A 25,122-nucleotide genomic window follows, 5' to 3' on the forward strand; every position below is an offset into this window, starting at 1 on the left:
GGGTGTGCGGCCAGCCGCACGCTCGGCTGTAAGCCAGCTACGCGCGGGCGACGACCGGGAAGACGGTCTCCATTCCGCGCCGGCCCTTGATCTCCACCTGTTCGGAGTCGCCCCAAACGTATTGCGCCTCCGCGGCGGCGTGAACGCTGGTGCTGACCATCACGGCCGGGCGCCCGGCCCGCCCGGCGATGCCGGCCAGCCGGAACGCCACGTTGGTCGCGTCGCCAATCACGGCCGTGACCGTTCTCGTCATCGCGGCGATCGCGGCCCGGCCCTGCACCACCCCCCAGCCCATGCGGATGGGCGAGCCGTCCGGGCTACGCAGCGGGAGTGTGGGCCCGAGCTCCTCGACCCTCCGGTTCGCGGCGAGCGCGAAGTCGATCGCGAGCTCGTTGGCCTTTGGAATCGTCCGCAACTCCCAGACGGCATACAGTGCATCGCCGGCGTAATGGTTGAGTGTGCCGCGGTGGGCACGCAGCACCTGGTTTAGGTCGTGCCACAGATAGTTCAGGCTCTGGGCGATCACCCGGTTGTCGGTGACCTCCGAGATCGTCGAGTAGTTGGTGATATCGCCGACCACCATGACCATGGTCTCCTCGGCGATGCGGGTCAGGGTCGGGCTGGTGTTGGTCAACCCCGCGGTTTTGAACCGGTCCGATCGGAAGATCAACACCACGTCGCCTATCGAGATCTGGTCGTCGGGCTTGATGGGGACCTGCACGGCGCGTTCCAGCGGCATACCGTTGAGCAACGTTCCGTTGGTGCTGGTGTCGATGAGGTAAGCCCGGTCGGTTACGACGTCCAAACGGATCTCGAGGTGGTTACGGGAGATGTTCGGGTCCGGGATAACCAGCCGGCGCTCTTCGTCGATACCCGCACACTGACGGCCGACGAATAGTTGATCGAAGATCGGCACGATCTTCTCGCCGCCGTTCAAGTGCATGACCAGATTGGCCTGCGGCTTGTCCAACCAATCGGAGCGCATGGCTAGCGACCTCGCCGCACCCGAACGGCCGGGTGTGCGAGCGAGACCCGTCGTCGTCTGCCCCGCCCGCCCTGACCACCCTGTGCACACACTAAGCGTCTGCCATCTGAAGATGCTGAGCTGTTAGCTGCAGGGGTAATCGTATCCGACGCTCAGCGAACGAGCGCCGGCTGCGCTTCGAGAGCTGCCCGGGCCGCGATCCGCCCGGCCTCGAGGGCGGCGTCGATGTTTTTGAAGTCCAACGGACCGATCGCCGAGACGTCCGGCTCGATGATCGCCGTCACTCGGGGAAGCTCGCGCAGGTTCCACTTGGGGGCCGCGAGTTCGACGCTGCGAAGCAACGTGTCTTGCAGTGGTGGCAGGGCCAGGTCCGTGCCCGTCACGAGCCGCCGGATGAACGCGGGAGGCTGAACCTTTGCCGGCAGCGGGCCAAAGCCCTTCGATGGCACCCACGTCGTGCGCAGATCGACGCATATCACTTCGCCGTCCGGGTCGGCGCACATCACGTCGGCCGGCAGGATGTTCATCAGTCCGCCGTCGACGAGGAGCCGATCGCGATGTTGCACCGGCGGCAGGAGGCCGGGTATCGAGATCGATGCGCGCACGGCGACCCACAGCAGCCCGCGCCGATGGATGATCTGGTCGCCCGTGATGATGTCGGTGGAGACCGAGAAGAACTCCCTCGGCAGATGCTCGATCAGGGTGCTGCTACCGAAGAATCCCTCGATCAGACGGTCGACACGGCGACCTCGCGTGAGGGCTATCGCGGGGATCGTGTAGTCGCTGACCGGCCTGGTCTCCGCGATGTATTTCCGTGCCGCCGCGGTGCAATCCCGCGCGTCCAGTCCCAGCGCGAAGGTGGCGGCAGCGAGGGCACCCGAACTGGTTCCGCCGAACCGGTCGATGACGACGCCCGCCCGGGTGAGCTCTTCGTAGACGCCGTAATGCGCGAGGCCCCGAGCGCCCCCACCGCCGAGCACGAGACCGAGGGAGCGCCCGGCGATTCTGCGGGCCAGCGCGCCGATGCCGTCGTCGTCGGCGGGGTGATGCGAGACCGGCGCCAGCAGATCCCACCAGCCCGGATCCGGCACGACGCCGCAAGTGACCAGGTGGACCGGCCCCTGCGTCACGGGTGGTTCGAGCGCTTCCGGCGGGCGGGTCTGATCGGCAAGCACCACGACTCGGTCGCTTTGCGCGGTGACATACCGTCGCCAGCTGTCGCCCGAGCCCCGATCGGCCACCAGCAGGACCCAATCGTTGCTTCGCTCGGCGCGGTCGAGGGTCTCGCTGAACGCTTCGACGAGCTCGCCGTAATGATTGGCCGCCGCCGTTGTCTCGACGGGCGGAGCGACGACGGCGGCCCGGCCGTGCGATCTCAGCCGGGTCGCGATCGCCTCGACGATCGGCATGGCGACCGCGTCCCCGCTGGACACCACGCCGACGACCCGGCGACCGCGAGAGACGGTGGCGGCTCGTGACTCGCGCAGCATCACCGCCATCGCGCGGAACATCGCCGATTGCAGTTGCGGCGCCTTGGCGAGCACCTCGCTGAACGTGTCAGCGGCGATCCTCCACACGACGCCGTCCCGAAGGGCTCGTACTCCGGCCGAGCGAGCGGCGCCGGTGATCACGCCCAGGTCTCCGATCGAGTCGCCGGACGCCATCTCCCGAAGCACCTGTCCGTCGAGGCCGATGGCCGCGAACCGCCCCGAGGCAATGACGTAGATGGAGTCCGACGGATCGCCCATGTGAAAGAGCCACTCATTGGCGGGGACGTGCTGGCGATCGACGGTGCTCGTGAGGAGGTCGAGTTGTTCGTCGTCGATCTCGGCGAATATCGGAATGCTGCGCAGTGCGGTTCGCTCGTCGGCCGCACGCGGTTCGGGCGACTGCCGTTCAGCGACCATGCAAGGACGAAAGCATATTGCGCCGTTCAGCGGTAGTCCGCCCCGCAGCGCAAAGGCGCTACGCGGGCACGAGTTCGACGCCGGAGAGCACGACGGCATTCTCGCGCGAGGGCGCGACAACGGTGGCCACGAAGCGGCCGTTCTCCTTCCAGATGCCGACCTTGAGCGTTTCACCGGGGTAGGCCACGCCGGCGAACCGCGCGCCGTAGGCCGCCACCGCCCCGGCGTCGCCGTCCAGCAGCGCATCGGTGATTGCCTTGCAGGTCATGCCGTAGGTGCACAGGCCGTGCAGGATTGGCCTGGGAAACCCTGCGGCAGCGGCGAATTCGGGATCGGAGTGCAGCGGGTTGCGGTCGCCGCACAGCCGGTACAGCAACGCCTGCTGCGGCAGGATCGGCACGTCGACCTCCAGGTCGGGGGCCCGGTCCGGCGCGGCGTCGGACGATGACGGCCCACGCTCACCGCCGAAGCCGCCCTCGCCGCGCGCGAAGATCGACCGCCGCTGCGTCCACAGCAGCGTGCCGTCCGGGGCGCTGACCGTCGTCTCGCTCCAGATCACCGCGGCCTTGCCCTTGTCCCAGATATCGGTGAACCGGGTGACGGCCTTGGCCGAGCCCGACGGCGGCAGCGGCCCCGGCACCTCGACGCGCTCGCTGGCGTGCAACACCTTGGCCAGCTCGATGTCGATGCCGGGGAACTGCACCGTCGGCGGCTTGGTCATGTGGAAGGTGGCGGCGACGTTGCCGAACGTCGGCAACACCTGCGGGGTGTCGTCCACCAGATAGCGCAGCTCCCGGGGATCCATCGGGTCCGAGCCGGCGCCCAACCCCAGGTGATAGAGCTGGATATCGCTGCTGACCCAAGAGAATTCGATGGGATCCAGCTCGGCGTTCAGCGCGACGTCGACATCGATCGGCATTTCAGTTAGTCCCCGCGATGTGCAGCGCGGCGAGGTACCCGAAGGTCATCGCCGGCCCGATGGTGCCGCCCGGGCCCGGATAGGTGTGGCCCATCACCGGCGCGCTCACATTGCCTGCGGCGTAAAGGCCTTCGATGATGCTGCCGTCGTCGCGCAGCGCCCGGCCGTGCACGTCGGTGCGGATGCCGCCCTTGGTGCCCAGGTCCCCGGGCACCATCTTGGCGGCGTAGAAGGGTGCGTGGCTGATCTCGCCGAGGTTGGCGTTCGGCTTGTTGGTGGGGTCACCGTAGTAGCGGTCGTAGGCGCTCTCCCCGCGGTGGTAGTCCTCGTCGACGCCGGACCGCGCGAAACCGTTGAACCGCGCGACGGTGGCGGTGAAGTCGGACACCGGGAGACCGGCCTTCTCGGCCAGCTGCTCGAGGGTGTCGGCCTGGATGATCACACCGGAATCCAGCCACTTGCGCGGGATGCGTTGGCCCGGTTGCAGTCCCGCGAAGATGTAGCGGTCGCGGTACTGCTGGTCGAACACCAGCCATGCCGGGATGTTCTCGCCCGGTCCTGGACCCTGGCCGAATTCGCCGCCGTACATGTGGTGGCAGGCCTCGACGTACGGCATCGATTCGTTCATGAATCGCTTGCCCGACATGTTGACGATGATCGACCCCGGCGAGTTGCGCTCGGACAACGCGAACCACGGCGCGCCCACCAGCGGCACCGTCGGGCCCCACCAGGCGTCCTCCATCAGATCCAATGCGGCGCCGAGCTTTTCGCCCGCGAGGATGCCGTCGCCCGTGTTGGCCTTGGCCCCGACGGTCCATTCGGTCGTGATGGGGGCGCGCTGGTATTTCACCCGCATCTGTTCGTTATGCTCGAATCCGCCGCTGGCCAAGATCACGCCGCGCCGGGCCCGGATCAGTTGTGGATCAACGGAATCCGATGCGGTGGTATCGCGAACGTACACCCCGCGCACCACCCCGTCCTCAACGTAGAGGTCGGTGAGCGCAGTGTTCAACTGCACCGGAACACCGGCGCGCTGCAACCCGATACGCAGCGGCCCGATCAGCGCCCGGCCCATGCCGACCAGGTTCTTGCCGGTCGCCTTGGCCCACATCGTGCGCGCGCCCACCTTCAAGCTGCGCGCCACACCACGCGGATGCCGCTTGAGCTGATTGAGCCGCACGTAGTCCTGTTGCATCACAACGACGTTGAGCGGCACCTTGCCGTACGCGGGCTCCAGCCCCGCCTCGTCGGCGCCGAGCTTGCGGGCGTTGAACGGCTTGGGCTCGATTGAGCGCCCGTCCGCGCGGCCCCCGGGCGCCTCGGGGTAGTAGTCGGAATAGCGTGGCACCCAGCACATCTTCAGGGGCGTGTGCTTCAGCACGAAGGACAACATCTCCGGACCGCGCTCGAGGTAGGTGTCGATGCGCTCCGGCTCCACGATGTCGCCGATGATCCCGTGCAGGTAGGTCCGGGCCGCCTCGGGCGTGTCTTTCACCCCGTCGCGCTTGAGCACCTCGTTGTTCGGAATCCACACCCCGCCCCCGGACCGCGCGGTGGAGCCGCCGAAATGCGGGGCCTTCTCGATGACTACTGTCGAAAGGCCTCGGTGCGCGGCGGCAAGGGCGGCCACCATGCCGGCTCCGCCGCTCCCGACCACGACGACGTCGTACTCCTGCGATGTCATGTAGAACACGTTATAGAATTGCCCGGGTTGGGCGCTACCGGCCCGGTCACGAGAACGAGGGGACTTCGGTAAATGCTCAGTGTTGCGATCCGCGACGAGCTGGCCGCCGACCTGGCGCAAGCCGAGCGCAGCCGCGAGCCCATCGCCCCGCTGACCGCGGCGTACCCGGACATCGACGTCGTCGACGCCTACGAGATTCAGCTGATCAATATCCGCCAGCGGGTGGCCGAGGGCGCCCGGGTGCTGGGCCACAAAGTCGGGCTGTCCAGCAAGGCCATGCAGCAGATGATGGGGGTCGACGAGCCGGACTACGGCCACCTGCTCGACGAGATGCAGGTGTTCGAGGACATCCCGGTCAAGGCGGGCCGCTACCTGTACCCGCGGGTCGAGGTCGAGGTGGGTTTCATCCTGTCCGACGACCTGCCCGGCGCCGGCTGCACCGAGGACGACGTGCTGGCGGCCACCGAGGCGCTGGTCCCGTCGATCGAGCTGATCGACACCCGCATCACCGACTGGAAGATCGCGCTGTGCGACACCATCGCCGACAACGCCTCGTCGGCGGGCTTCGTGCTGGGGCAGGCGAGGGTGTCGCCGGCCGATATCGACGTCAAGGCGATCGACGCGGTGCTGACCCGCAACGGCGAGGTGATCGCCGAGGGCCGCAGCGACGCCGTGCTGGGCAACCCGGTCACCGCGGTGGCGTGGTTGTCCCGCAAGGTGGAAAGCTTCGGGGTGCGGCTGCGAAAAGGTGACATCGTGTTACCCGGATCGTGCACGCGAGCCATAGATGCACGCGCGGGAGATGAATTCGTCGCCGACTTCACGGGATTGGGTTCCGTGCGGTTGTCCTTTGAATAGCGCCGGAATAGCTTTGAATTAGTACAGAAAACGAGGAGCATCATGCCGTCCAAGGCGAGTGTTGCCATTGTCGGGTCGGGGAACATCAGCACCGACCTGCTTTACAAGCTTCTCCGGTCGGACTGGCTCGAACCTCGCTGGATGGTGGGCATCGACCCGGAAAGCGAAGGCTTGGCGCGGGCCTGCAAACTCGGCTTGGAGACGACCCACGAGGGGGTCGACTGGTTGCTGGCACAGCCCGAGAAACCCGACCTGGTGTTCGAGGCGACCAGCGCCTACGTGCACCGGGACGCGGCGCCGAAATACGCAGCCGCCGGCATTCGGGCCATCGACCTGACGCCCGCCGCGGTGGGCCCGGCGGTGATCCCGCCGGCGAACCTACGTGAGCATCTGGACGCGCCCAACGTCAACATGATCACCTGCGGCGGGCAGGCCACCATCCCGATCGTTTACGCCGTCAGTCGCGCGTTGGTCGAAAAAGGGGGGGTTCCGTATGCCGAGATCGTCGCTTCGGTGGCCTCGGTCTCCGCTGGGCCTGGGACCCGCGCCAACATCGACGAGTTCACCAAGACCACCAGCAAGGGCGTCGAGACCATCGGCGGCGCCAAGCGCGGCAAGGCCATCATCATCCTGAACCCAGCCGACCCGCCAATGATCATGCGCGACACCATCTTCTGCGCCATCCCCGAGGACGCCGACCGCGACGCCATCGCCAAGTCCATCCACGACGTCGTCGCCGAGGTGCAGACCTACGTGCCCGGATACCGCCTGCTCAACGAGCCCCAGTTCGACGACCCGTCGCTCAACTCCGGCGGTCAGGCCCTGGTGACCACGTTCGTCGAGGTCGAGGGCGCCGGGGATTACCTGCCGCCGTACGCGGGCAACCTCGACATCATGACCGCCGCGGCCACCAAGGTCGGCGAAGAGATCGCGAAGGAATCCCTGACCGCGACGGCGGGAGGAGCGCAGGCATGAGTGACATCTTCTTCAACCCGATCTGGGACGTCCGGATGACGGACACGTCGCTGCGCGACGGGTCCCACCACAAGCGTCACCAGTTCACCAAGGACGAGGTGGGCGCCATCGTGGCCGCCCTGGACGCCGCGGGCGTGCCCGTCATCGAGGTGACCCACGGGGACGGGCTGGGCGGCTCGAGCTTCAACTACGGGTTCTCCAAGACACCCGAGCAGGAGCTGATCAAGCTCGCGGCCGAGACTGCCAAAGAGGCCAAGATCGCGTTCCTGATGCTGCCCGGCGTGGGCACCAAAGAGGACATCAAGGAAGCGCAGGACAACGGCGGCTCGATCTGCCGCATTGCCACGCACTGCACCGAGGCCGACGTCTCGATCCAGCACTTCGGGCTGGCCCGCGAGCTGGGCCTGGAAACCGTCGGCTTCCTGATGATGGCCCACACCATCCCGCCGGAGAAGCTGGCCGCCCAGGCCCGCATCATGGCCGACGCCGGGTGCCAGTGTGTCTACGTGGTCGACTCGGCCGGGGCGCTGGTCCTCGAAGGGGTGCGCGACCGGGTGGCCGCGCTGGTCGCCGAATTGGGCGACGACGCCCAGGTCGGCTTCCACGGCCACGAGAACCTGGGCCTGGGTGTGGCCAACTCGGTGGAGGCCGTCCGCGCAGGGGCGAAACAGATCGACGGCTCCTGCCGCCGGTTCGGGGCCGGTGCGGGCAACGCGCCCGTCGAGGCCCTGATCGGGGTGTTCGACAAAATCGGCGTGAAGACCGGCATCGACTTCTTCGACATCGCCGACGCCGCCGAGGACGTCGTACGTCCGGCCATGCCGGCCGAATGCGTGCTCGACCGCAACGCCCTCATCATGGGGTATTCGGGTGTCTACTCAAGCTTCCTCAAGCACGCCGTGCGCCAGGCGGAGCGCTACGGCGTGCCCGCGCACGCGCTGTTGCACCGGGCCGGTCAGCGCAAGCTCATCGGCGGCCAGGAGGACCAGCTGATCGACATCGCGCTGGAAATCAAGCGCGAACAAGAGAGCGGCGCGGTCGTTACGCATTAGGACGTCTCGGCCCCGACTGTGTTGATTCGGCCTAGAATTCTTTGAAAACGGCGGAAGGCACCGATCCTCCGTCGGCCTTGGCCTAGCGTTGTTCTGTCGACTGCACGCGCGAGGGGTTTGGATGAGTTTTTTCACGTTGCCGCCGGAGATCAACTCGCTCCTGATGTACGCCGGTGCGGGTTCGGCTCCGATGCTGGAGGCCGCGGCGGCCTGGAACGGGCTGGCGTCTGAGTTGTCGTCCGCCGCGCAGTCGTTTGCGTCGGTGACGTCGACGTTGGCCAGCCAGGCGTGGCAGGGTGCGGCCGCGCAGGCGATGGCGGCGGCCGCGGCCCCGTACGCCGGGTGGCTGAACGCGGCGGCTGCGCAGGCGGCCGGGGCGGCGGCCCAAGCTCAGGCAGTCGTCAGTGCGTTCGAGTCCGCGCTTGCCGCGACGGTGCATCCCTTGCAGGTGGAGGCCAACCGCAACGGCCTGGTCCAGTTGGTGATGAGCAACCTGTTCGGGCAGAACTGGCCCGCGATCGCGGAGACCGAGTTCAACTACATGGAGATGTGGGCCCAGGACGTGGCGGCGATGGTGGGCTACCACGGCGGGGCGTCGGCCGCGGCCGGGCAACTGCTGTCAGGCCAGGCGAGCCTGCCGCCCATTCCGAGCTTGCCCGGGCTGGGCGGCATCGGCGCCGGCGCCTCGAGCCCGGCGGGCGGTACCGCCACTGCCGGCACGGGCGGGGCCGCCGCGGCCAGCTCGGGTGGCGGGGGCGGCGGCGCGGGCGGTGTGGCCGCGGGTGGTGCCGCTGCCGGCGGCGGCGGAGGAGGCGACACTGCCGGTAGCGCGGTCGCTGCCGGGGGTGCGGACAGCGGTTACGCGAGTGGAGTCGGCACCGCCGATCCCAACGCCGGCGCCGCAGCTACCGGCGGCGGCTACGTCGGAACCGGAGACGCAGGCGCGGCGAACGCCGCTGCCGTGAGTGGCGGTGGTGGCGGCAGCGCCCCCGGCATGGGCATGTTCGGGGCCGGTGGTATGGGCGCGATGATGATGGCGTCCGCCGCCATGGGGGCGTCGGGCTCGTCGACCACCCCGTCGGCGCAACAGGTTCCGCCGGCCAAGGTGGCGGAGGAAACGGCGCCCGCCGCCCCGCCGGTCGAGGAAGCGATGGCCCCGGAGGTCGAGGAAGCGATTCCGGTGGCGGCAACACCTCTCGGGACCACCCAGGCCGCAGCCGGGCCGGCCGCGGAGATCTCGGCGGCCAAACCCAAGGCCGCGGAGACGCCGGCGGAGGCGGGGGAGCGCGAGCGAGTGGCGCTGGCGCTCGACGATGTACCGGAAGCGGAAGCCCGGGCCAACTGACCTTCGGCCCGGATCGGTGGCCGTCGCCGCGGGTAGTGTTGATCGCGACGTCTCTGGCAAAGGAGCGATCCGATGACCGTGAAAACTCTCAGCCCCCTTCGTCGCGGACTGTGCGGACTCGTTGCCGCCGGTCTGCTGAGCGTCCCTGTGCTCGCGATGCCGGTGGCCGGCGCCGACCCGCAATGCGATCAGACCGTGGGTCAATCCATCGACTCGTACCTGACCCGGCATCCGGACGTGAAGCAGCAGTTGCAGGCCAAGTCCCAGGCCGAGGGTGGCGGCGGCAACGTCATCGACTACCTGAATCGGCATCCCGATGTGCGGCAGCATTTGATCGACCTGTCCCAGCAGTGCGTGCCCTAGCGAGCGGGTGTCGTCTCGAAACGCCGTCGGCGACGCGCGGGAACGTTCGCCATTGACTAAAAAGTAGAACACGTTCTAGGTTTAGGCGTGTTCGCAAATTCCTTTTCGGGCCCGCTCACCGCCGCGATCGCCGAGGCCGAGCAGCTGGTGGCTGCCGCGCCGTTCATCGAGACCGAAGCCGACCTGCTGGAAGGGCTGCAGTACTTGGCCGGCTGTATCGCGGGCTGTACGCATCTCGCCTTCGATTACGAGCGCGACCATCCATTCCTGCAGTCGGGCACCGGTCCGTTCACCAAGATGGGCCTGGACAACCCCGACACCCTCTACTTCGGCACCCGGGTCCAGGCCAACCACGACTACGTCGTAACCGGCAAACGCGGGACCACCACCGACCTCAGTTTTCAGCTGCTCGGTGGCGAGTACACCGACGACAACGTGCCCGTCAGCCAAGCCGCCTTCGACGACCGCGAGCTCGACATCGCCGCGGACGGCAGCTTCGAGTGGCGGGTGCGCCCAAACGGCCCCGGGCAATTGGTGATTCGCGAGGTATACGGAGACTGGTCGGCCCAACGCGGCACGCTCACCATTTCCCGGCTGGACACCGCGGGCACAGCGCCGCCACCGCTGACCCGCCAGACGATCGAAAAGCGTTACGCCACAGCGGGCAAGCAGCTGGTGAATAGGGTGAAGACGTGGTTGGAGTTTCCGAAGTGGTTCTACCTGGACATCCCGGTCAACACCATGGTCGCCCCCAGGTTGACCCCCGGGGGGCTGGCGACGCAGTACTCGTCGGTCGGGCATTTCGACCTGAACCGCGATCAGGCGCTGGTGATCACGATCCCGGTCTCGGACGCCCCTTATCTCGGCTTCCAGCTGGGCAGCATGTGGTACATCTCGCTGGACTACATCAACCACCAGACCTCGCTGAACAACACTCAGGCCCAAGCGGATCCGGACGGCAAGGTCCGCATCGTCGTCGCCGACCAGAACCCCGGCGTGACCAACTGGGTGGAAACGCTCGGGCATCGGCGCGGCTTCTTGCAGTTCCGTTGGCAACGCGTGTCGCGTGAGCTGACCGACGCCGACGGTCCCACTGTCGAGCTGGTCGACTTCGACGCCGTGCCGGGCGCGCTGCCGTATTTCGAGCACAACAAGATCTCCGAGGACCAGTGGCGCGAGCGAATCACGTTGCGCCAGCAGCAAATCGCGGCAAGGATGCTGGGGTGACAATGTCAGGAATGCTCGACGGGAAGGTCGTCGTCATCAGCGGCGTCGGGCCGGGACTCGGTACCACGCTGGCGCACCGCTGTTCGCGTGACGGCGCCGACCTGGTGCTGGCGGCGCGCTCCCTCGACCGGCTGGAGGCCGTCGCCAAGCAGATCAACGACACCGGGCACAAGGCGCTGGCGGTGCGCGCCGACATCACCGACGACGAGGAGGTGGCCTACCTCGTCGAGACCACCATGGGCACCTACGGCAAGGTGGACGTGCTGATCAACAACGCGTTCCGGGTGCCGTCGATGAAACCGTTGGCCGGCACGTCGTTTCAGCACATCCGCGACGCGATCGAGCTGAGCGCGCTCGGGGCGCTGCGCCTCATTCAGGCCTTTACGCCCGCCCTCGAGGAGTCGTCGGGATCGGTCGTCAACGTCAACTCCATGGTGCTGCGGCACTCCCAGGCGAAGTACGGCGCCTACAAGATGGCCAAGTCCGCCCTGCTGGCCATGTCGCAGTCGCTGGCCACCGAACTTGGGGAGAAGGGGATTCGCGTCAATTCCGTTGCTCCTGGCTATATCTGGGGCGACACGTTGCAGAGCTACTTCGAACATCAAGCCGGCAAGTACGGCACTACGGTGGACCAGATCTACCAGGCCACCGCGGCGAATTCCGACCTCAAGCGCCTGCCCACCGAGGACGAGGTGGCCTCGGCGATTCTTTTCCTGGCCAGCGACCTGTCCAGCGGCATCACCGGGCAGACCCTGGACGTCAACTGCGGGGAGTACCACACCTGATGCCTGACCGTACAGATGTAGCCACGGTCGACGAACTGCACGCATCGGCCACCAAGCTGGTCGGCCTGGACGACTTCGGGGCCGACGACGACAACTACCGCGAGGCGCTGGAGGTGCTGCTCGACTCCTACCGGCGCGAAGCGGACCTAACGGTGTTGGGCAGCAAGATGAATCGGTTCTTCCTGCGCGGCGCGCTGGTGGCCCGCCTGCTCTCCGAAGCCTCTTGGAAGCAATATCCCGAGCACGCCGAGGTGGTGATCAAACGGCCGATCTTCGTGACCGGGCTGGTGCGCACCGGCACCACGGCGCTGCACCGGTTGCTCGGCGCCGACCCCGCGCATCAGGGCCTGCACATGTGGCTGGCGGAGTTCCCGCAGCCACGCCCGCCCCGCGAAGAATGGGACTCAAACCCGTTCTATCGCCAGCTGGACGCCCAATTCACCCGCCACCACCAGGAAAACCCCGGCTACACCGGGCTGCACTTCATGGCCGCGTACGAGCTGGAGGAGTGCTGGCAGCTGCTGCGGCAGTCGCTGCATTCGGTGTCCTACGAAACTTTGTCTCATTTGCCCAGCTACTCAAAGTGGTTGTCGCAGCAGGACTGGACGCCGTCGTATCGCCGGCACCGCAAGAACCTTCAGCTGATCGGGCTCAACGATGCCGACAAGCGCTGGGTGCTGAAGAACCCCAGCCACCTCTTCGCGCTGGACGCCTTGATGGCGACCTACCCCGACGCGCTGGTGATCCAGACCCACCGGCCCGTGGAGACGATCATGGCGTCGATGTGCTCGCTGGCCCAGCACACGGCGGAGGGCTGGTCGGAGACCTTCGTCGGCGCCCGGATTGGTGCCGACGCAATGGAAACCTGGTCGCGCGGGCTGGAATGTTTCAACACCGCCCGCGCCAAATACGATCCGGCTCAGTTCTACGACGTCAATTATCGCGATCTGATCGCCGACCCGTTGGGCACGGTGGCCGACATTTACCGGCACTTCGGCCTGACGCTGACTGACGAGGCGCGGGCCGCCATGGAAGAGAGCCACGCCGCAAGCCAATCCGGCGAGCGGGCGCCCAAACACACGTATTCGCTGGCCGATTACGGGTTGACCGTCGAAGAGGTCAAGGAGCGGTTCGCGGGACTGTAGCCCGCGAGTGGCTCACGTCGGTCACGGCTGCCACACCAGCCTCTGCGCCGAGCGGCACCCAATGTGCCCGCCTCACAGCGACAATCGGTTAGTAGGTGGCGTTGTCGCTATGAGGCGGGCACAACGAGTGCCCGTCCGGCCAGGGGCCCATGTGGCGAATGTGACTGCGCGGGTTGGTTAGTCCGGATCGTCGGGGTGATCCAGGTAGCCCTCCGCGGCGGCATGCTCGATGCTGTCGCTCAGCTTCGGGCAGGCACGCGCACGCGCGGTGTCGCCACCGGATTCGCGAATCTCGGCGAAGTACGCGCAACGCTGCGCCGCCTGGGTGTTCCATTGCACCGCGGTGTGACCGGGGCCGAGCCTCTTGACCGTGACCGTGACGTGGCAGAACCGGCAATCCACCGGCAGCAGGCCCGACGTCAGATAGCGCTCACGATCCGCGCGGCTGGCTTCGGCGACCGCGGCGGCGCGTTGCGGGTCGTCGGCGAAATCCCTTGATTTTGACCAGGGTCCCGTCCCGCCGTTTGGCGCGGGCGGTTCGTCGTGATCGTGATGATCGCCGTGCAGTAGCAGCATCGACCGGGCGAGCCGATCGACGTCGGGTACTGCCGGCTGGTCCTCGGGCATGGTCTCAGTGCTGCTCGGCGGGTACGCCTTCGGATTGGGATTCGGATTCCCTTGCCTTCAGGTTCTCCTCGACCTCGACGTTCCAGTGTTCGATGGCGCGGGTGGTGTCGATCTCGATCTCGAAGCGCTCCACCATTTCTGGCGTGATGTCGGCGACGTCGACGTAGAACTGCTGGTACCAGCGGCGCAGCTGGTAGACGGCGCCGTCCTCCTCGACCAGCAGCGGGTTGTCGATCCGGGTCTTGTGCTGCCAGATCTCGACGTCCTGCAGGAAGCCCTTGCTGACCCCTTCGGTGAAGACCCGCGAGAGCTTGTCGGTCATCTTTTCGTCCATGCCCTTGGGCTTTTCGACGATGACGCCCCACTGCAACACGAACGAGTTCTGGGTGACCGGGTAGTGGCAGTTGATCAGGATCGACTCGGCCTTGTAGCCGCCGTAGCTGTTGTGCAGCCAGTTGATCATGAACGACGGCCCGAAGTAGGAGGCCTCCGAATCCAGGTGCGCCTCACCGTAAGACGTCCCCAGGTCATCGACGTCGGGTCGGCCCACGTTGTGCAAGTACTGCGAGGCGATGTGGCCCTCGAAGACGTTCTTGAAGTACGTCGGCAGCCCGAAATGGATGTAGAAGAAGTGCGCCATGTCGGTGACGTTGTCGATGATGTCGCGGCAGTTGGATCCCTCGATGAGGATGCGGTTCCAACGCCAGTCGGTCCATTCGTCGCTGTGCGCCTCGGGGATCTCGGGGATCCTGACCGCGGGGTCCGGCGGATTGCCCTCGTGGTCGTGCCAGACGAACAGCAGGCCGCCGCGCACGTCGGTCGTCCACGAGCGCGTGCGCGCGGTCTTGGGTGTGCGCTTGGCGTAAGGCACCAGCTTGCAGCGGCCGTCGCCGCCCCAGCGCCAGTCGTGGAACGGGCAGGCGACCTCGTCGCCCTTGATGGTGCCCTCGGACAGGTCGCCGCCCATGTGCCGGCAGTAGCCGTCGAGCACCTTGAGGTCGCCGTGTGAGTCGGCGAAAACCACCAGTTTGGTGCCGAATGCCTGCACGGAGTGCGGCTTGCCGTCGCGGAACTCCTCTGCGACGCCCAGGCAATGCCAGCCCCGGGCATATCTCGTCGGCAAGGCGCCGGGATCGATTTCCCGGATACCCGCCGCCTTGGTGTCGGTAGTCACCAGTCACCTCCAGTGGTCTCTAACTAGAACACGTTACAGTTTTGGGCCTCGCTGGCGCAATGAGCGCTGGTCTGGCCGCGTTACCGCGGGCGTACTGGCGCAAGGTATATCTAGACGATGCCGCTGTTTGCTTTCGAGGGCCGCTCGCCGCGCGTCGATCCGACCGCGTTCGTGGCCCCGACCGCGACCCTGATCGGTGACGTCACCGTCGAGGCGGGGGCGTCGGTCTGGTTCAACGCCGTGCTGCGCGGCGACTACGGGCCGATCGTGGTGCGGGAAGGCGCCAACGTCCAGGACGGGTCGGTGTTGCACGCGCCGCCCGGCATTCCGGTGGACATCGGACCGGGCGCGACGGTGGCACACATGTGCGTCATCCACGGCGTGCACGTCGGGAAGGAGGCGCTGATCGCCAACCACGCCACCGTTTTGGACGGCGCGGTGATCGGCGCGCGCAGCCTGATCGCCGCGGGCTCACTGGTGCTGGCGGGTACGCAGATCCCGGCCGGGATGCTGGCGGTCGGCGCGCCGGCGCAGGTGAAGGGCCCGGTCGCCGGGACGGGCGCGGAGATGTGGGTCAACATCAACCCGCAGGCCTATCGCGATCTGGCGCAGCGCCACCTCGCCGGGCTGGAGCCGATCTAGACCTTTTTGGTGTTTGCGATGGCGCGGTCCATCTCCCAGTACGCGCGCAGGGCGACCATCTGGCCCTCGTCGTTGGCCTTGTAGGTGAAGACGCCCTCCGCGGTGGTCTGGTAGTCGCCCGTGGTGATGAGGATGTGGCCGACGTTGGCTTCCTCGTTGCCGCACTGGTAGGTGTCGCGGAAGAAGAACTCGATCTTGGTGGTGGGCGCGATGGTGTTGTCCCAGAACGCCTCGATCGCGTCGCGGCCGCGGTGTCCTTTTCCTTCGGGGTCGAGGGGCGACGGCCCGATGGGGTCCTCGACGATCGCGTCGTCGGCGAACACCGCCAGCCACGCCTCCTTGTCCCTGGCGATGACCGCCTCGCGGGAGCGGCGACCGGCCTCGTGAGCCGGGTGTTCGGTCATGCCGGGACCTTTTCGGGCTTGTCTGCGCCGACGACCCACATGGAGTAGTACTGCGAGCCGCCACCGTAAGCGTGGCCCAACGCTTTTCGTGCGCCGGGAACCTGGTGATCGCCGCCCTTGCCCATCACCTGGATCGCGGCCTCCGCGAAGCGAATCAGGCCCGACGCGCCAATGGGGTTCGACGACAGCACGCCGCCCGACGGGTTCACCGGAAGCCGGCCGCCGATGTTGGTCTCGCCCGCCTCGGTGAGCTTCCAGCCCTCGCCCTCTGGGGCAAACCCGAGGTTTTCCAACCACATCGGCTCGAACCAGGAGAAGGGCACGTAGATCTCGGCCGCGTCGATCTCGTCGATCGGGCTGGTGATGCCGGCCGCCTTCCACAGCGCCGCGGCCGCGTCACGCCCTGCCTGCGGGCTGACCTGGTCGCGTCCGGAGAACTGCAGCGGCTCGGTGCGCAGGGCGGTCGCGTGAATCCAGGCCACCGGCTGCCCTTGCGCCACACGGGCTTCGGCGGCCTCCTCGTTGCCGATGACGACCGCCGCCGCGCCGTCGGAGGACGGGCACGTCTCGTCGTAGCGGATCGGGTCCCACAGCATGGGGGACTCCATCACCTTCTCGACGGTGATGTCGGGCTGGTGCAGATGGGCCAGCGGGTTACGCGCCCCGTTGAGCCGGTCCTTCACCGCGACCATGGCCCCGATGTTCAGTGGTGCCCCCGAACGGCGGATGTAGGACCGCACGTGCGGGGCGAAGTATCCGCCCGCGCCGGCACCGACCGGCTTGATGAAAGGGATCGGAATCGACAACGCCCACATGGCATTTGATTCCGACTGCTTTTCCCAGGCCATCGCCAGGACGCGGCGGTACTTCCCGGATTGCACCAGGCTGGCGGCGACGACGGCGGTGGACCCGCCGACCGAACCCGCGGTGTGCACCCGGATCATCGGCTTGCCGGTGGCGCCCACGGCATCCGCCATGAACAGTTCGGGCATCATGACGCCCTCGAAGAAGTCCGGAGCCTTGCCGACCACGACGGCGTCGATGTCGTCGAAGGTCGAACCGGAGTCTTCCAGTGCGCGGTCGATCGCCTCGCGCACCAGGCCGTTCATCGAGACGTCTTTGCGCTTGGCGACGTACTTCGTCTGCCCGGTACCGAGTACCGCGGCAAGGTGTGCCCCTGCACCGGCCATCAGTTCTTTCCTTCCATGACCGCGACCAGGTTCTGTTGCAGGGCAGGCCCGCTGGTGGCGTGCGCCAGCACCCGCCCGGCCGAACCGTTCCAGATGTGTTGTGCGGCAAAGCCGATCCGTTCCAGGCCGGCGACGAACATGGGGTTGGCCGCCAGCGCCCCTCCGGACGGGTTGACCTTCGTCGTGCCGCCAAGGCCAATGGCTTCGGCCAGAATCAGGTGCTGGTGGGTGAATGGCGCATGAATCTCGGCGATGTCAACCGAGGCGTCGCCGCCGCTGGCCGCCTTGGCCGAAACCGCCGTCGACGGCGACTGCGTCAGGTCGCGAGCACCCAGGACGGGGGTTTCGATGCGATGCTCGATTCCCGTTATCCAGGCGGGGTTTTCGCGAAGTTCGCGCGCCCGTCCGTCGGCGGCGAGCACGATGGCCGCGGCGCCGTCGGTGATGGGCGCGATGTCGTGCCGGCGCAGCGGGTCGTTGAAGAACGGCCGGGCAAGCAGTTCGTCGATGCTCTTGGCCGGTTTTACCGAGTCGTTGCGGTCGGCGTATGCAAACGAGTCGAGGGCGACTTGGGCCATCTGTTCGGGCGTCCATTTGCCGGAGTCGAGCCCGAGACGGGCCTGCAGGCCGGCCATCGACACCGAGTCCGGCCACAGCGGTGCCACCGTGTAAGGGTCGGTCTGCCGCGACAGGATCTGCCGCAGGATCCCCGCCGACGACTTGCCGAAGCCGTACACCAGGGCGGTGTCGACCTCACCGGTCAGGATCTTGATGTAGGCCTCGTACAGCGCCCACGCCGCGTCCATCTCGACGTGCGACTCGTTGATCGGGGGAACGGCGCCAATCGAGTCGATCGCCGAGATGAACGAAAACGCCCGCCCGGCAAGGTAGTCGGACGATCCCGAGCACCAGAATCCGATGTCGGACTTGGTGATGCCCAGGTCCTCGTAGAGCTGGGCGAAGCACGGCATCAACATCTCGACGCCGTTGGTGGTGCCGTCGGTGCGACGGACGTGCGGCGCGTGCGCGAAGCCGACGACCGCAACGTTGCGAGCGCTCATGTGCAGCTGGGTCCTTTACAGGTGGTGCTTGTAGGTGTCGTACTCGGCGTCGGGTTCACCGGTCGGCCGGAAGTACTCGATGTTGTCGATGCCGAATCCCCACTCGTCGCGGGGTTTCCACACCGCCTCGACGCGCATGCCCATCCGCACCTCGTGCGCGTCGATGTCGGCGACCAGATGCAGGAACGGGATGTCGGCGCCGTCGAGCAGCACATAGGCGGCCACGTAGGGCGGCTTGATGCGCTGGCCCTGGAATGGGATGTTGATGATCGCGAACGTCGTCACCGTGCCCTTGTCGGGCAGCTCGACGAAGTCGGTGGTCGGCAGGCCGGTGGCCGGGTCCGCGCCGTGCGGCGGGAAATACACCTTTCCGTTCTCGCCCGTTTTGGCGCCCAGCAGCTTGCCCTCCGCGATGGCGCGCAGGTAAGCGCTCTCCTCGTGCGACGCGCTGTGCTGAATGGTCAGCGAGACCGGCGTGACGATCATGGTGACGGGGTCCTGGTCGCTGGTGGGACCTTCCGGTTCGGCCTCCTCACCCAGCGCGAAGTAGGCGATATCGGTGATCGCGCCCACCGTCTCGTCGGCCCAGTGCGCGTGCACCCGGGCGCCGGTGCGGATCTTGTCGGGTTCGCCGGCATCGACGGCGTGCATCAGCAGGGTGTCCGCGCCGTCCAGCTTGATCAGCGCCCACGCGAAGGGCCGGTCCAGCGGCTGGCCCTCGATCGGCTCGGGCTGCCACGTCCAGGACGCGACGGTGCCGATGCTCGACACCGGTACCATCTCGCCCAGCGGCTCGTAGGTAACCGGGTCATATTCCGCCGGCGGCACATGCACCCGGCCGTCCGATCCGCGCACCCCGAGGATGCGGCGGTCACGCAACGCGGTGAAGAACTTGCTCAGCGTGGCGCCCACCGAACGGGTGTAGTCGAATGACAACGTCAGTGGCGCGGAGAGCGGTGGCTCAGGGTGATCCATCAAGGTCGGGCTGCTCGAACTGGCTGTCACGCCATCGAGTAGAACAGGTTCTAAGAATCGTTTCAACATCGGGTCAGGAGAGGCACTCATCATGAAGCTGGGGTTGCAGCTGGGGTATTGGGGCGCCCAACCGCCGGAGAACCACGCGGAGCTTGTCGCCGTCGCAGAGGAGGCCGGATTCGACGCCGTCTTCACCGCCGAGGCCTGGGGATCGGACGCCTACACGCCGCTGGCCTGGTACGGCTCGTCGACGTCGCGGGTGCGACTGGGCACGTCGGTGGTGCAGCTGTCGGCGCGGACGCCGACGGCCTGCGCGATGGCCGCCCTGACGCTCGACCACCTGTCCGGCGGCCGGCACATCCTGGGCTTGGGCGTGTCCGGCCCCCAGGTGGTGGAGGGCTGGTACGGCCAGTCCTTCCCGAAGCCGCTGGCCCGCACCCGTGAATACGTCGACATCCTGCGGCAGGTATGGGCCCGGGAAAAGCCCGTCACCAGCGCCGGGCCGCACTATCCGCTTCCACTGACAGGTGCTGCGACGACCGGGCTGGGCAAGCCGCTCAAGCCCATCACCCATCCGCTGCGGGCCGACATCCCGGTCATGCTGGGCGCCGAGGGCCCCAAGAACGTGGCGCTGGCCGCCGAGATCTGCGACGGCTGGCTGCCGATCTTCTACACCCCGCGGCTGGCCGACATGTACAACGAATGGCTCGACGAGGGCTTCGCCCGGCCCGGTGCCCGTCGCACCCGGCAGGACTTCGAGATCTGTGCGACGGCCACCATCGTTATTACCGACGACCGCAGCGCCGCCTTCGCGGCCATGAAGCCCTATCTGTCGCTCTACATGGGCGGCATGGGCGCCGAGGACACCAACTTCCACGCCGACGTCTACCGCCGGATGGGCTACTCCGAGGTCGTCGACGACGTCACCAAGCTCTTCCGCAGCAACCAGAAGGACAAGGCCGCCGAGATCATCCCCGACGAGCTGGTCGACGACGCCGCGATCGTCGGCGACATCGACTACGTCCGTAAGCAGGTGAAGGTGTGGGAGGCCGCGGGCGTCACGATGATGGTGGTCAACGGCCGCAATGCCGAGCAGATCAGCGAGCTTGCTACCTTGGTCTAGCCCGGTATTGCCGTCCGAATAGAACGCGTTCTAGATTGGCCCGATGACAGCCTCGCAACACACGATCGCCGGCACCGTACTCACGATGCCGGTGCGGATCCGCCGGGCAAACCAGCACATGGCGATGTTCTCGGTGGACGCCGACGCCGCGCAACGCCTGATCGACTACAGCGGCCTGCAGGTCTGCCGTTACCTGCCGGGCCGCACGGTCGTCGTGCTGATGCTGATGCACTACATCGACGGTGACCTCGGCCAGTACTACGAATTCGGCACCAGCGTGATGGTCAACCCGCCGGGCTCCGCGGCCAGCGGACCGCGTGCGCTGCAGTCGGCCGGCGCCTTCATCCACCACCTGCCCGTCGACCAGCCGTTCACGCTGGAGGCGGGGACCAAGATCTGGGGTTACCCGAAAGTCATGGCGGACTTCACCGTTCGCGAGGGCCGTGATTTCGGATTCGACTGCGCGATAGACGGGCAACTGGTGATCGACATGAAATTCCGTCGGGGCCTGCCGTTTTCGCTGACGCCGCGCCAGCAGGCGCAGCGCACCTACTCGCACCGCGACGGCGTCACCCGCGAGACGTCCTTCGAACACACGCTGGACGGCGTGCGTACCCGATTCGGCGGGGTGCGCGTCCGGCTGGGCGATCACCCCTACGCGAAAGAGCTGGCGTCGCTGGGCCTTCCGAAGCGGGCGATGCTGTCCAGCTCGGTCGACAACGTACAGATGACCTTCGGCGATGCTCAGGAGATCTCATGACAGTGACGTCAGTGACCAGACCCGATGTGGACCTGACCGACGGCACCTTCTACGCCGGTGACTCGCACGCCGTCTACCGCTGGATGCGGGAGAACGAGCCGGTCTTCCGGGACCGCAACGGGCTGGCCGCCGCGTCGACGTACCAGGCCGTCATCGATGCCGAGCGCAACCCCGAGTTGTTCTCGAACGCCGGCGGCATCCGGCCCGACCAAGACGGCGTCGAGATGATGATCGAGATGGACGATCCGCAACATCTGTTGCGCCGCAAGCTCGTCAATTCCGGATTCACCCGCAAACGCGTGAAAGACCAAGAGTCCAAGATCCTTTCGCTGTGCGACACGCTGATCGACGCGGTGTGCGAACGCGGCGAGTGCGACTTCGTCTGGGACCTCGCCGCCCCGCTGCCGATGGCGGTCATCGGCGACATGCTGGGCGTGCTCCCGGAGGAGCGCGCGATGTTCCTCAAGTGGTCCGACGAGCTGGTCGGCGCGTTGAGCAGCACCGCGGCCGAAGCCGATATTCAGGTCACCATGGACGCGTTCGCCGCATACAGCGAATACATGATGGGCATGATCGCGGCCCGCAAGGCCGAGCCGACCGATGATCTCGTCAGCGTCCTGGTGCACGCGGAGGTCGAGGGGTCACGCCTGGAGGACCACCAGATCGTCACCGAGGTTCTGCTGCTGCTGATCGGCGGCGACGAGACCACGCGGCATACGTTGAGCGGGGGTACGAGGCAGCTGCTGTTGCATCCCGATCAGCACCGGCGGTTGGTCGACGATCTGAGCCTGCTGCCCAACGCGATCGAAGAGATGCTCCGCTGGACCGCACCGGTGAAGAACATGGCCCGCACCATCACCGCCGACACCGAATTCCACGGCACGGCGCTGCGCCAGGGCGAAAAGATGATCCTGCTGTTCGAGTCGGCCAACTTCGACGAGAAGGTCTTCGAGGATCCGGAGAGCTTCAACATCGAGCGCTACCCGAACAACCACCTGGCATTCGGCTTCGGTACTCACTTCTGCCTCGGCAATCAGCTCGCGCGGCTGGAGTTGTCGATCATGCAGACGCGGCTGCTGCAGCGCCTGCCGGACTTGCGGCTGGCGTCGGACGCGGCGCTGCCGTTGCGCCCGGCGAACTTCGTCTCCGGCCTGGAGCAGATGCCGGTGGCGTTCACGCCGAGCGCGCCGCTGGGCTGAGCATCGGTTTGCGCTTGGCGCAGGCCTTAGTCACATCAGCACCATTGGCCTCTGGCGGAAAGCACCATGCGTCGTGCCCGCCTCCGAGCGACAACGCGTTGGTACGGGGGTGTGGCCGCGCAGACCTACGGGCGTCTGTCGCTGCGAGGCGGGCACGAAGGCACTCAACCAGCCGAGGGGCGCGTGTGGCGAATGGTGCGTCAGCGGTTCTTGAACTCGGGCTTGCGCTTCTCGGCGAACGCCCGCGGGCCTTCCTTGGCGTCGTCGGACAGGAACACCTTGATGCCGATCTGGGTGTCGATCTTGAACGCGTCGTTCTCGTGCAATCCCTCGGTCTCCCGGATCGCCCGCAGGATCGCCTGCACGGCCAAAGGGCCGTTGTTCTCGATGATCTCGGCGATCTCCAGCGCCTTGGTCAGCGCCTGACCGTCCGGGACGACGTGCCCGATCAGGCCCATCTCCTTCGCCTCGGCGGCGGTGATGTGCCGTCCGGTCAGCAGCAGGTCGCAGGCGACCGTGTAGGGGATCTGCCGCACCAGCCGCACGGCGGACCCGCCCATCGGGTACAGGCTCCACTTGGCTTCCGAGATGCCGAATTTGGCGCTCTCGCCGGCCACCCGGATGTCGGTGCCCTGCAGGATCTCGGTTCCCCCGGCGATCGCGGGTCCCTCGACGGCCGCGATGAGCGGTTTTGTCAGCCGGCGCCCCTTCAGCAACGCGTCGATCCGTGACGGGTCGTAGCTGCCGTCCTTGAACGAGTCGCCCGGCGGTTTCTTGGTTGCCGTCTTGAGATCCATGCCGGCGCAGAAGTAGCCACCGGCCCCGGTCAGGATGCAGCACCGGATGTCGTCGTCGTTGTCGACGCGGTCCCAGGCCTGCACCATGATTTCCATCATTTCGGTGCTCAGCGCGTTGCGGGCGTGCGGCCGGTTCAACGTGACGATCAGGGTGTGACCGCGCTGTTCGATGAGTGCGTCAGGTCCCGTTTGCTCGTTTGCTGGAGACTCGGCCACGGCGGGTGCCTTTCCGTCGACGTTGGGGGTGAGCTTGTCAAGAAATGTAACACGTTCTAATTTGGTGGCCGTGGCCCTGAATATTGCCGACCTTGCCGAGCACGCCATCGACGCTGTGCCTGACCGTGTTGCCCTCATCTCCGGCGACGAGAAGCTGACCTACGCCGAGCTGGAGGAGAAGGCCAACCGTTTCGCCCACTACCTGATCGACCAGGGCGTCAAGAAGGACGACAAGGTCGGTCTGTACTGCCGCAACCGCATCGAGATCGTCATCGCGATGCTCGGCATCGTCAAGGCCGGCGCCATCATCGTCAACGTCAACTTCCGCTATGTCGAGGGCGAGCTGCGCTACCTCTTCGACAACTCCGACATGGTCGCCCTGGTCCACGAGCGCCAGTACTCCGACCGGGTCGCCAACGTGCTGCCGGACACCCCGAATGTCAAGACGATCCTGGTCGTCGAGGACGGCAGCAACAACGACTACCAGCGCTACGGCGGGGTCGAGTTCTACGGAGCGTTCGCCGACAGCTCGCCCGAGCGTGACTTCGGCCCGCGCAGCGCCGACGACATCTACCTGCTGTACACCGGTGGCACCACCGGATTCCCGAAGGGCGTGATGTGGCGTCACGAGGACGTCTACCGGGTGCTGCTCGGTGGAACCGACTTCGCCACGGGTGAATTCGTCAAGGACGAATACGATCTGGCCAAGGCCGCCGCCACCAACCCGCCGATGATCCACTATCCGATTCCGCCGATGATCCACGGCGCCACCCAGTCGGCCACCTGGAGGGCGCTCTTCTCGGGCCAAACCACCGTTCTAACACCGGAATTCAACGCCGACGAGGTCTGGCGGACGATCCACGATCATAAGGTGAACATGCTGTTCTTCACCGGCGACGCGATGGCCCGGCCGTTGCTCGATGCGCTTGACAGGCAAAACGACTACGACCTGTCGTCGCTGTTCATGCTGGGCAGCACCGCGGCGTTGTTCTCGCCGAGCATCAAGGAGCGCCTGCTCGAGCTGCTGCCCAACCGGGTCATCACCGACTCGATCGGCTCCTCGGAGACCGGCTTTGGCGGCACCAGCATCGTCGCCAAAGACGCCCCGCACAGCGGCGGGCCCCGCGTCACGATCGACCACCGCACCGTCGTGCTCGACGAGGACGGCAACGAGGTGAAGCCCGGCTCGGGCGTGCGCGGTTTCATCGCCAAGAAGGGCAACATCCCGGTCGGCTACTACAAGGACGAGAAGAAGACGGCCGAAACGTTCCGGACCATCAACGGTGTTCGCTACGCGATCCCGGGCGACTGGGCCCTGGTCGAGGAGGACGGCACGGTCACGATGCTGGGCCGCGGCTCGGTGTCGATCAACAGCGGCGGCGAGAAGATCTACCCCGAGGAGGTCGAGGCCGCGCTCAAGGGCCACCCCGACGTCTTCGACGCCCTGGTGGTCGGCGTGCCCGATCCCCGCTACGGGCAGCACGTGGCCGCCGTCGTGCAGGCGCGGCCCGGGGCGCGGCCCTCGCTCGCGGAGCTGGACAGCTTCGTGCGCTCCGAGATCGCGGGATACAAAGTGCCGCGCAGCCTTTGGTTGGTCGACGAGGTCAAGCGGTCGCCCGCGGGCAAGCCCGACTACCGGTGGGCCAAGGAGCAAACCGAGGCGCGCCCCGCCGACGAAGTGCATGCGAGCCACGTAACAACCTGATCGG

At 66.8% G+C, this 25,122-nt stretch carries 24 protein-coding genes; 13 read left to right on the forward strand and 11 right to left on the reverse strand.

Going from position 1 to position 25,122, the window contains the following annotated elements:
* Nucleotides 1-37: 37 nt before the first annotated feature.
* The 4 genes from AC5Y4S_RS22640 to kstD all read right to left on the reverse strand — a co-directional run bounded on the left by AC5Y4S_RS22640 (nucleotide 38) and on the right by kstD (nucleotide 5,495).
* Complete coding sequence (locus AC5Y4S_RS22640) at nucleotides 38-985, reverse strand: adenylate/guanylate cyclase domain-containing protein (protein WP_500034845.1); 948 nt, start codon at nucleotides 983-985, stop codon at nucleotides 38-40.
* 152 nt (nucleotides 986-1,137) lie between these two features.
* On the reverse strand, nucleotides 1,138-2,892 hold the full coding sequence (locus AC5Y4S_RS22645; protein ID WP_500034846.1) for a patatin-like phospholipase family protein: 1,755 nt from the start codon (nucleotides 2,890-2,892) through the stop codon (nucleotides 1,138-1,140).
* Nucleotides 2,893-2,950: 58 nt separating this feature from the next.
* Complete coding sequence (gene chsH3, locus AC5Y4S_RS22650) at nucleotides 2,951-3,811, reverse strand: enoyl-CoA hydratase ChsH3 (RefSeq protein WP_500034847.1); 861 nt, start codon at nucleotides 3,809-3,811, stop codon at nucleotides 2,951-2,953.
* A gap of 1 nt (nucleotide 3,812) precedes the next feature.
* Nucleotides 3,813-5,495: a 3-oxosteroid 1-dehydrogenase gene (gene kstD / locus AC5Y4S_RS22655; protein ID WP_500034848.1), complete on the reverse strand. Its 1,683-nt coding sequence runs from the start codon at nucleotides 5,493-5,495 to the stop codon at nucleotides 3,813-3,815.
* 72 nt (nucleotides 5,496-5,567) lie between these two features.
* Between kstD and AC5Y4S_RS22660 the strand changes: the two genes are divergently transcribed.
* The 8 genes from AC5Y4S_RS22660 (at nucleotide 5,568) to AC5Y4S_RS22695 (ending at nucleotide 13,245) form a co-directional block, all read left to right on the forward strand.
* The gene (locus AC5Y4S_RS22660) at nucleotides 5,568-6,353 is read left to right on the forward strand and encodes a 2-keto-4-pentenoate hydratase (protein WP_500034849.1); all 786 of its coding nucleotides are present in this window, start codon (nucleotides 5,568-5,570) and stop codon (nucleotides 6,351-6,353) included.
* A 42-nt stretch (nucleotides 6,354-6,395) separates the two neighbouring features.
* A complete protein-coding gene (locus tag AC5Y4S_RS22665) occupies nucleotides 6,396-7,328 on the forward strand; it encodes an acetaldehyde dehydrogenase (acetylating) (RefSeq protein ID WP_500034850.1) in 933 nt (310 codons plus the stop codon).
* Nucleotides 7,325-8,380 (forward strand): 4-hydroxy-2-oxovalerate aldolase, encoded by a 1,056-nt coding sequence (dmpG, locus tag AC5Y4S_RS22670; protein WP_500034851.1) that lies wholly within the window; start codon nucleotides 7,325-7,327, stop codon nucleotides 8,378-8,380. Before AC5Y4S_RS22665 ends, dmpG begins: the two co-directional genes overlap by 4 nt.
* Before the next feature lie 121 nt (nucleotides 8,381-8,501).
* On the forward strand, nucleotides 8,502-9,725 hold the full coding sequence (locus AC5Y4S_RS22675) for a PPE family protein (protein WP_500034852.1): 1,224 nt from the start codon (nucleotides 8,502-8,504) through the stop codon (nucleotides 9,723-9,725).
* A 72-nt stretch (nucleotides 9,726-9,797) separates the two neighbouring features.
* Nucleotides 9,798-10,088 carry a hypothetical protein gene (locus tag AC5Y4S_RS22680; protein ID WP_500034853.1) on the forward strand — a complete coding sequence of 97 codons (291 nt, stop codon included), beginning with the start codon at nucleotides 9,798-9,800 and terminating at the stop codon, nucleotides 10,086-10,088.
* 87 nt (nucleotides 10,089-10,175) lie between these two features.
* On the forward strand, nucleotides 10,176-11,315 hold the full coding sequence (locus AC5Y4S_RS22685) for a hypothetical protein (RefSeq protein WP_500034854.1): 1,140 nt from the start codon (nucleotides 10,176-10,178) through the stop codon (nucleotides 11,313-11,315).
* A gap of 2 nt (nucleotides 11,316-11,317) precedes the next feature.
* A complete protein-coding gene (locus AC5Y4S_RS22690) occupies nucleotides 11,318-12,100 on the forward strand; it encodes an SDR family oxidoreductase (RefSeq protein WP_500035007.1) in 783 nt (260 codons plus the stop codon).
* Nucleotides 12,100-13,245, forward strand: a complete 1,146-nt coding sequence (locus AC5Y4S_RS22695) for a sulfotransferase family protein (protein ID WP_500034855.1) — start codon at nucleotides 12,100-12,102, stop codon at nucleotides 13,243-13,245. Before AC5Y4S_RS22690 ends, AC5Y4S_RS22695 begins: the two co-directional genes overlap by 1 nt.
* Before the next feature lie 177 nt (nucleotides 13,246-13,422).
* Here the strand turns inward: AC5Y4S_RS22695 and AC5Y4S_RS22700 are convergent, their stop codons facing one another.
* Both AC5Y4S_RS22700 and AC5Y4S_RS22705 read right to left on the reverse strand, forming a co-directional pair.
* A complete protein-coding gene (locus AC5Y4S_RS22700) occupies nucleotides 13,423-13,872 on the reverse strand; it encodes a hypothetical protein (RefSeq protein ID WP_500034856.1) in 450 nt (149 codons plus the stop codon).
* A 4-nt stretch (nucleotides 13,873-13,876) separates the two neighbouring features.
* Entirely contained in the window at nucleotides 13,877-15,046 is a 1,170-nt protein-coding gene (locus AC5Y4S_RS22705; protein WP_500034857.1) for a 3-ketosteroid-9-alpha-monooxygenase, oxygenase component, read from the reverse strand.
* A gap of 117 nt (nucleotides 15,047-15,163) precedes the next feature.
* On the opposite strand from AC5Y4S_RS22705, the gene AC5Y4S_RS22710 reads away from it, so the two are divergent.
* Entirely contained in the window at nucleotides 15,164-15,688 is a 525-nt protein-coding gene (locus AC5Y4S_RS22710; RefSeq protein WP_085191672.1) for a gamma carbonic anhydrase family protein, read from the forward strand.
* Here the strand turns inward: AC5Y4S_RS22710 and AC5Y4S_RS22715 are convergent.
* Genes AC5Y4S_RS22715 through AC5Y4S_RS22730 form a run of 4 tightly spaced genes read right to left on the reverse strand, consistent with a single transcriptional unit; the run spans nucleotide 15,685 to nucleotide 19,348 of the window.
* A complete protein-coding gene (locus AC5Y4S_RS22715; protein WP_500034858.1) occupies nucleotides 15,685-16,092 on the reverse strand; it encodes a nuclear transport factor 2 family protein in 408 nt (135 codons plus the stop codon). The two genes, AC5Y4S_RS22710 and AC5Y4S_RS22715, sit on opposite strands and share 4 nt — an antisense overlap.
* Entirely contained in the window at nucleotides 16,089-17,282 is a 1,194-nt protein-coding gene (locus AC5Y4S_RS22720; protein ID WP_500034859.1) for a thiolase family protein, read from the reverse strand. Before AC5Y4S_RS22720 ends, AC5Y4S_RS22715 begins: the two co-directional genes overlap by 4 nt.
* Nucleotides 17,282-18,343: a thiolase family protein gene (locus AC5Y4S_RS22725; RefSeq protein ID WP_500034860.1), complete on the reverse strand. Its 1,062-nt coding sequence runs from the start codon at nucleotides 18,341-18,343 to the stop codon at nucleotides 17,282-17,284. The genes AC5Y4S_RS22720 and AC5Y4S_RS22725 overlap by 1 nt, the downstream gene beginning before the upstream one ends.
* Before the next feature lie 15 nt (nucleotides 18,344-18,358).
* The gene (locus AC5Y4S_RS22730; RefSeq protein WP_500034861.1) at nucleotides 18,359-19,348 is read right to left on the reverse strand and encodes a Zn-ribbon domain-containing OB-fold protein; all 990 of its coding nucleotides are present in this window, start codon (nucleotides 19,346-19,348) and stop codon (nucleotides 18,359-18,361) included.
* A 61-nt stretch (nucleotides 19,349-19,409) separates the two neighbouring features.
* Between AC5Y4S_RS22730 and AC5Y4S_RS22735 the strand changes: the two genes are divergently transcribed.
* From AC5Y4S_RS22735 to AC5Y4S_RS22745, 3 genes are read left to right on the forward strand one after another with little or no spacing between them, the layout of a single operon-like run.
* Nucleotides 19,410-20,441 carry an LLM class F420-dependent oxidoreductase gene (locus AC5Y4S_RS22735; protein WP_500034862.1) on the forward strand — a complete coding sequence of 344 codons (1,032 nt, stop codon included), beginning with the start codon at nucleotides 19,410-19,412 and terminating at the stop codon, nucleotides 20,439-20,441.
* Nucleotides 20,442-20,484: 43 nt separating this feature from the next.
* Nucleotides 20,485-21,201, forward strand: a complete 717-nt coding sequence (locus AC5Y4S_RS22740; RefSeq protein ID WP_500034863.1) for an acetoacetate decarboxylase family protein — start codon at nucleotides 20,485-20,487, stop codon at nucleotides 21,199-21,201.
* A complete protein-coding gene (locus AC5Y4S_RS22745; protein ID WP_500034864.1) occupies nucleotides 21,198-22,400 on the forward strand; it encodes a cytochrome P450 in 1,203 nt (400 codons plus the stop codon). Before AC5Y4S_RS22740 ends, AC5Y4S_RS22745 begins: the two co-directional genes overlap by 4 nt.
* 200 nt (nucleotides 22,401-22,600) lie before the next feature.
* Here AC5Y4S_RS22745 and AC5Y4S_RS22750 read toward each other — a convergent pair whose 3' ends face one another.
* Complete coding sequence (locus tag AC5Y4S_RS22750; protein WP_500034865.1) at nucleotides 22,601-23,413, reverse strand: crotonase/enoyl-CoA hydratase family protein; 813 nt, start codon at nucleotides 23,411-23,413, stop codon at nucleotides 22,601-22,603.
* Nucleotides 23,414-23,477: 64 nt separating this feature from the next.
* Here AC5Y4S_RS22750 and AC5Y4S_RS22755 point away from each other — a divergent pair, with 64 nt between their 5' ends.
* A complete protein-coding gene (locus AC5Y4S_RS22755; protein WP_500034866.1) occupies nucleotides 23,478-25,118 on the forward strand; it encodes an acyl-CoA synthetase in 1,641 nt (546 codons plus the stop codon).
* The last annotated feature ends 4 nt before the right edge of the window (nucleotides 25,119-25,122 follow it).

Source organism: Mycobacterium sp. NGS64 (assembly GCF_059812245.1).

What these genes read in the sequence shown, in the direction of transcription:
- AC5Y4S_RS22640 (WP_500034845.1), bottom strand. Translation starts at nt 985, where the DNA reads ATGCGCTCCGATTGGTTGGACAAGCCGCAGGCCAATCTGGTCATGCAC.
- AC5Y4S_RS22645 (WP_500034846.1), bottom strand. Translation starts at nt 2,892, where the DNA reads ATGGTCGCTGAACGGCAGTCGCCCGAACCGCGTGCGGCCGACGAGCGA.
- chsH3 (WP_500034847.1), bottom strand. Translation starts at nt 3,811, where the DNA reads ATGCCGATCGATGTCGACGTCGCGCTGAACGCCGAGCTGGATCCCATC.
- kstD (WP_500034848.1), bottom strand. Translation starts at nt 5,495, where the DNA reads ATGACATCGCAGGAGTACGACGTCGTCGTGGTCGGGAGCGGCGGAGCC.
- AC5Y4S_RS22660 (WP_500034849.1), top strand. Translation starts at nt 5,568, where the DNA reads ATGCTCAGTGTTGCGATCCGCGACGAGCTGGCCGCCGACCTGGCGCAA.
- AC5Y4S_RS22665 (WP_500034850.1), top strand. Translation starts at nt 6,396, where the DNA reads ATGCCGTCCAAGGCGAGTGTTGCCATTGTCGGGTCGGGGAACATCAGC.
- dmpG (WP_500034851.1), top strand. Translation starts at nt 7,325, where the DNA reads ATGAGTGACATCTTCTTCAACCCGATCTGGGACGTCCGGATGACGGAC.
- AC5Y4S_RS22675 (WP_500034852.1), top strand. Translation starts at nt 8,502, where the DNA reads ATGAGTTTTTTCACGTTGCCGCCGGAGATCAACTCGCTCCTGATGTAC.
- AC5Y4S_RS22680 (WP_500034853.1), top strand. Translation starts at nt 9,798, where the DNA reads ATGACCGTGAAAACTCTCAGCCCCCTTCGTCGCGGACTGTGCGGACTC.
- AC5Y4S_RS22690 (WP_500035007.1), top strand. Translation starts at nt 11,318, where the DNA reads ATGTCAGGAATGCTCGACGGGAAGGTCGTCGTCATCAGCGGCGTCGGG.
- AC5Y4S_RS22695 (WP_500034855.1), top strand. Translation starts at nt 12,100, where the DNA reads ATGCCTGACCGTACAGATGTAGCCACGGTCGACGAACTGCACGCATCG.
- AC5Y4S_RS22700 (WP_500034856.1), bottom strand. Translation starts at nt 13,872, where the DNA reads ATGCCCGAGGACCAGCCGGCAGTACCCGACGTCGATCGGCTCGCCCGG.
- AC5Y4S_RS22710 (WP_085191672.1), top strand. Translation starts at nt 15,164, where the DNA reads ATGCCGCTGTTTGCTTTCGAGGGCCGCTCGCCGCGCGTCGATCCGACC.
- AC5Y4S_RS22715 (WP_500034858.1), bottom strand. Translation starts at nt 16,092, where the DNA reads ATGACCGAACACCCGGCTCACGAGGCCGGTCGCCGCTCCCGCGAGGCG.
- AC5Y4S_RS22720 (WP_500034859.1), bottom strand. Translation starts at nt 17,282, where the DNA reads ATGGCCGGTGCAGGGGCACACCTTGCCGCGGTACTCGGTACCGGGCAG.
- AC5Y4S_RS22725 (WP_500034860.1), bottom strand. Translation starts at nt 18,343, where the DNA reads ATGAGCGCTCGCAACGTTGCGGTCGTCGGCTTCGCGCACGCGCCGCAC.
- AC5Y4S_RS22735 (WP_500034862.1), top strand. Translation starts at nt 19,410, where the DNA reads ATGAAGCTGGGGTTGCAGCTGGGGTATTGGGGCGCCCAACCGCCGGAG.
- AC5Y4S_RS22740 (WP_500034863.1), top strand. Translation starts at nt 20,485, where the DNA reads ATGACAGCCTCGCAACACACGATCGCCGGCACCGTACTCACGATGCCG.
- AC5Y4S_RS22745 (WP_500034864.1), top strand. Translation starts at nt 21,198, where the DNA reads ATGACAGTGACGTCAGTGACCAGACCCGATGTGGACCTGACCGACGGC.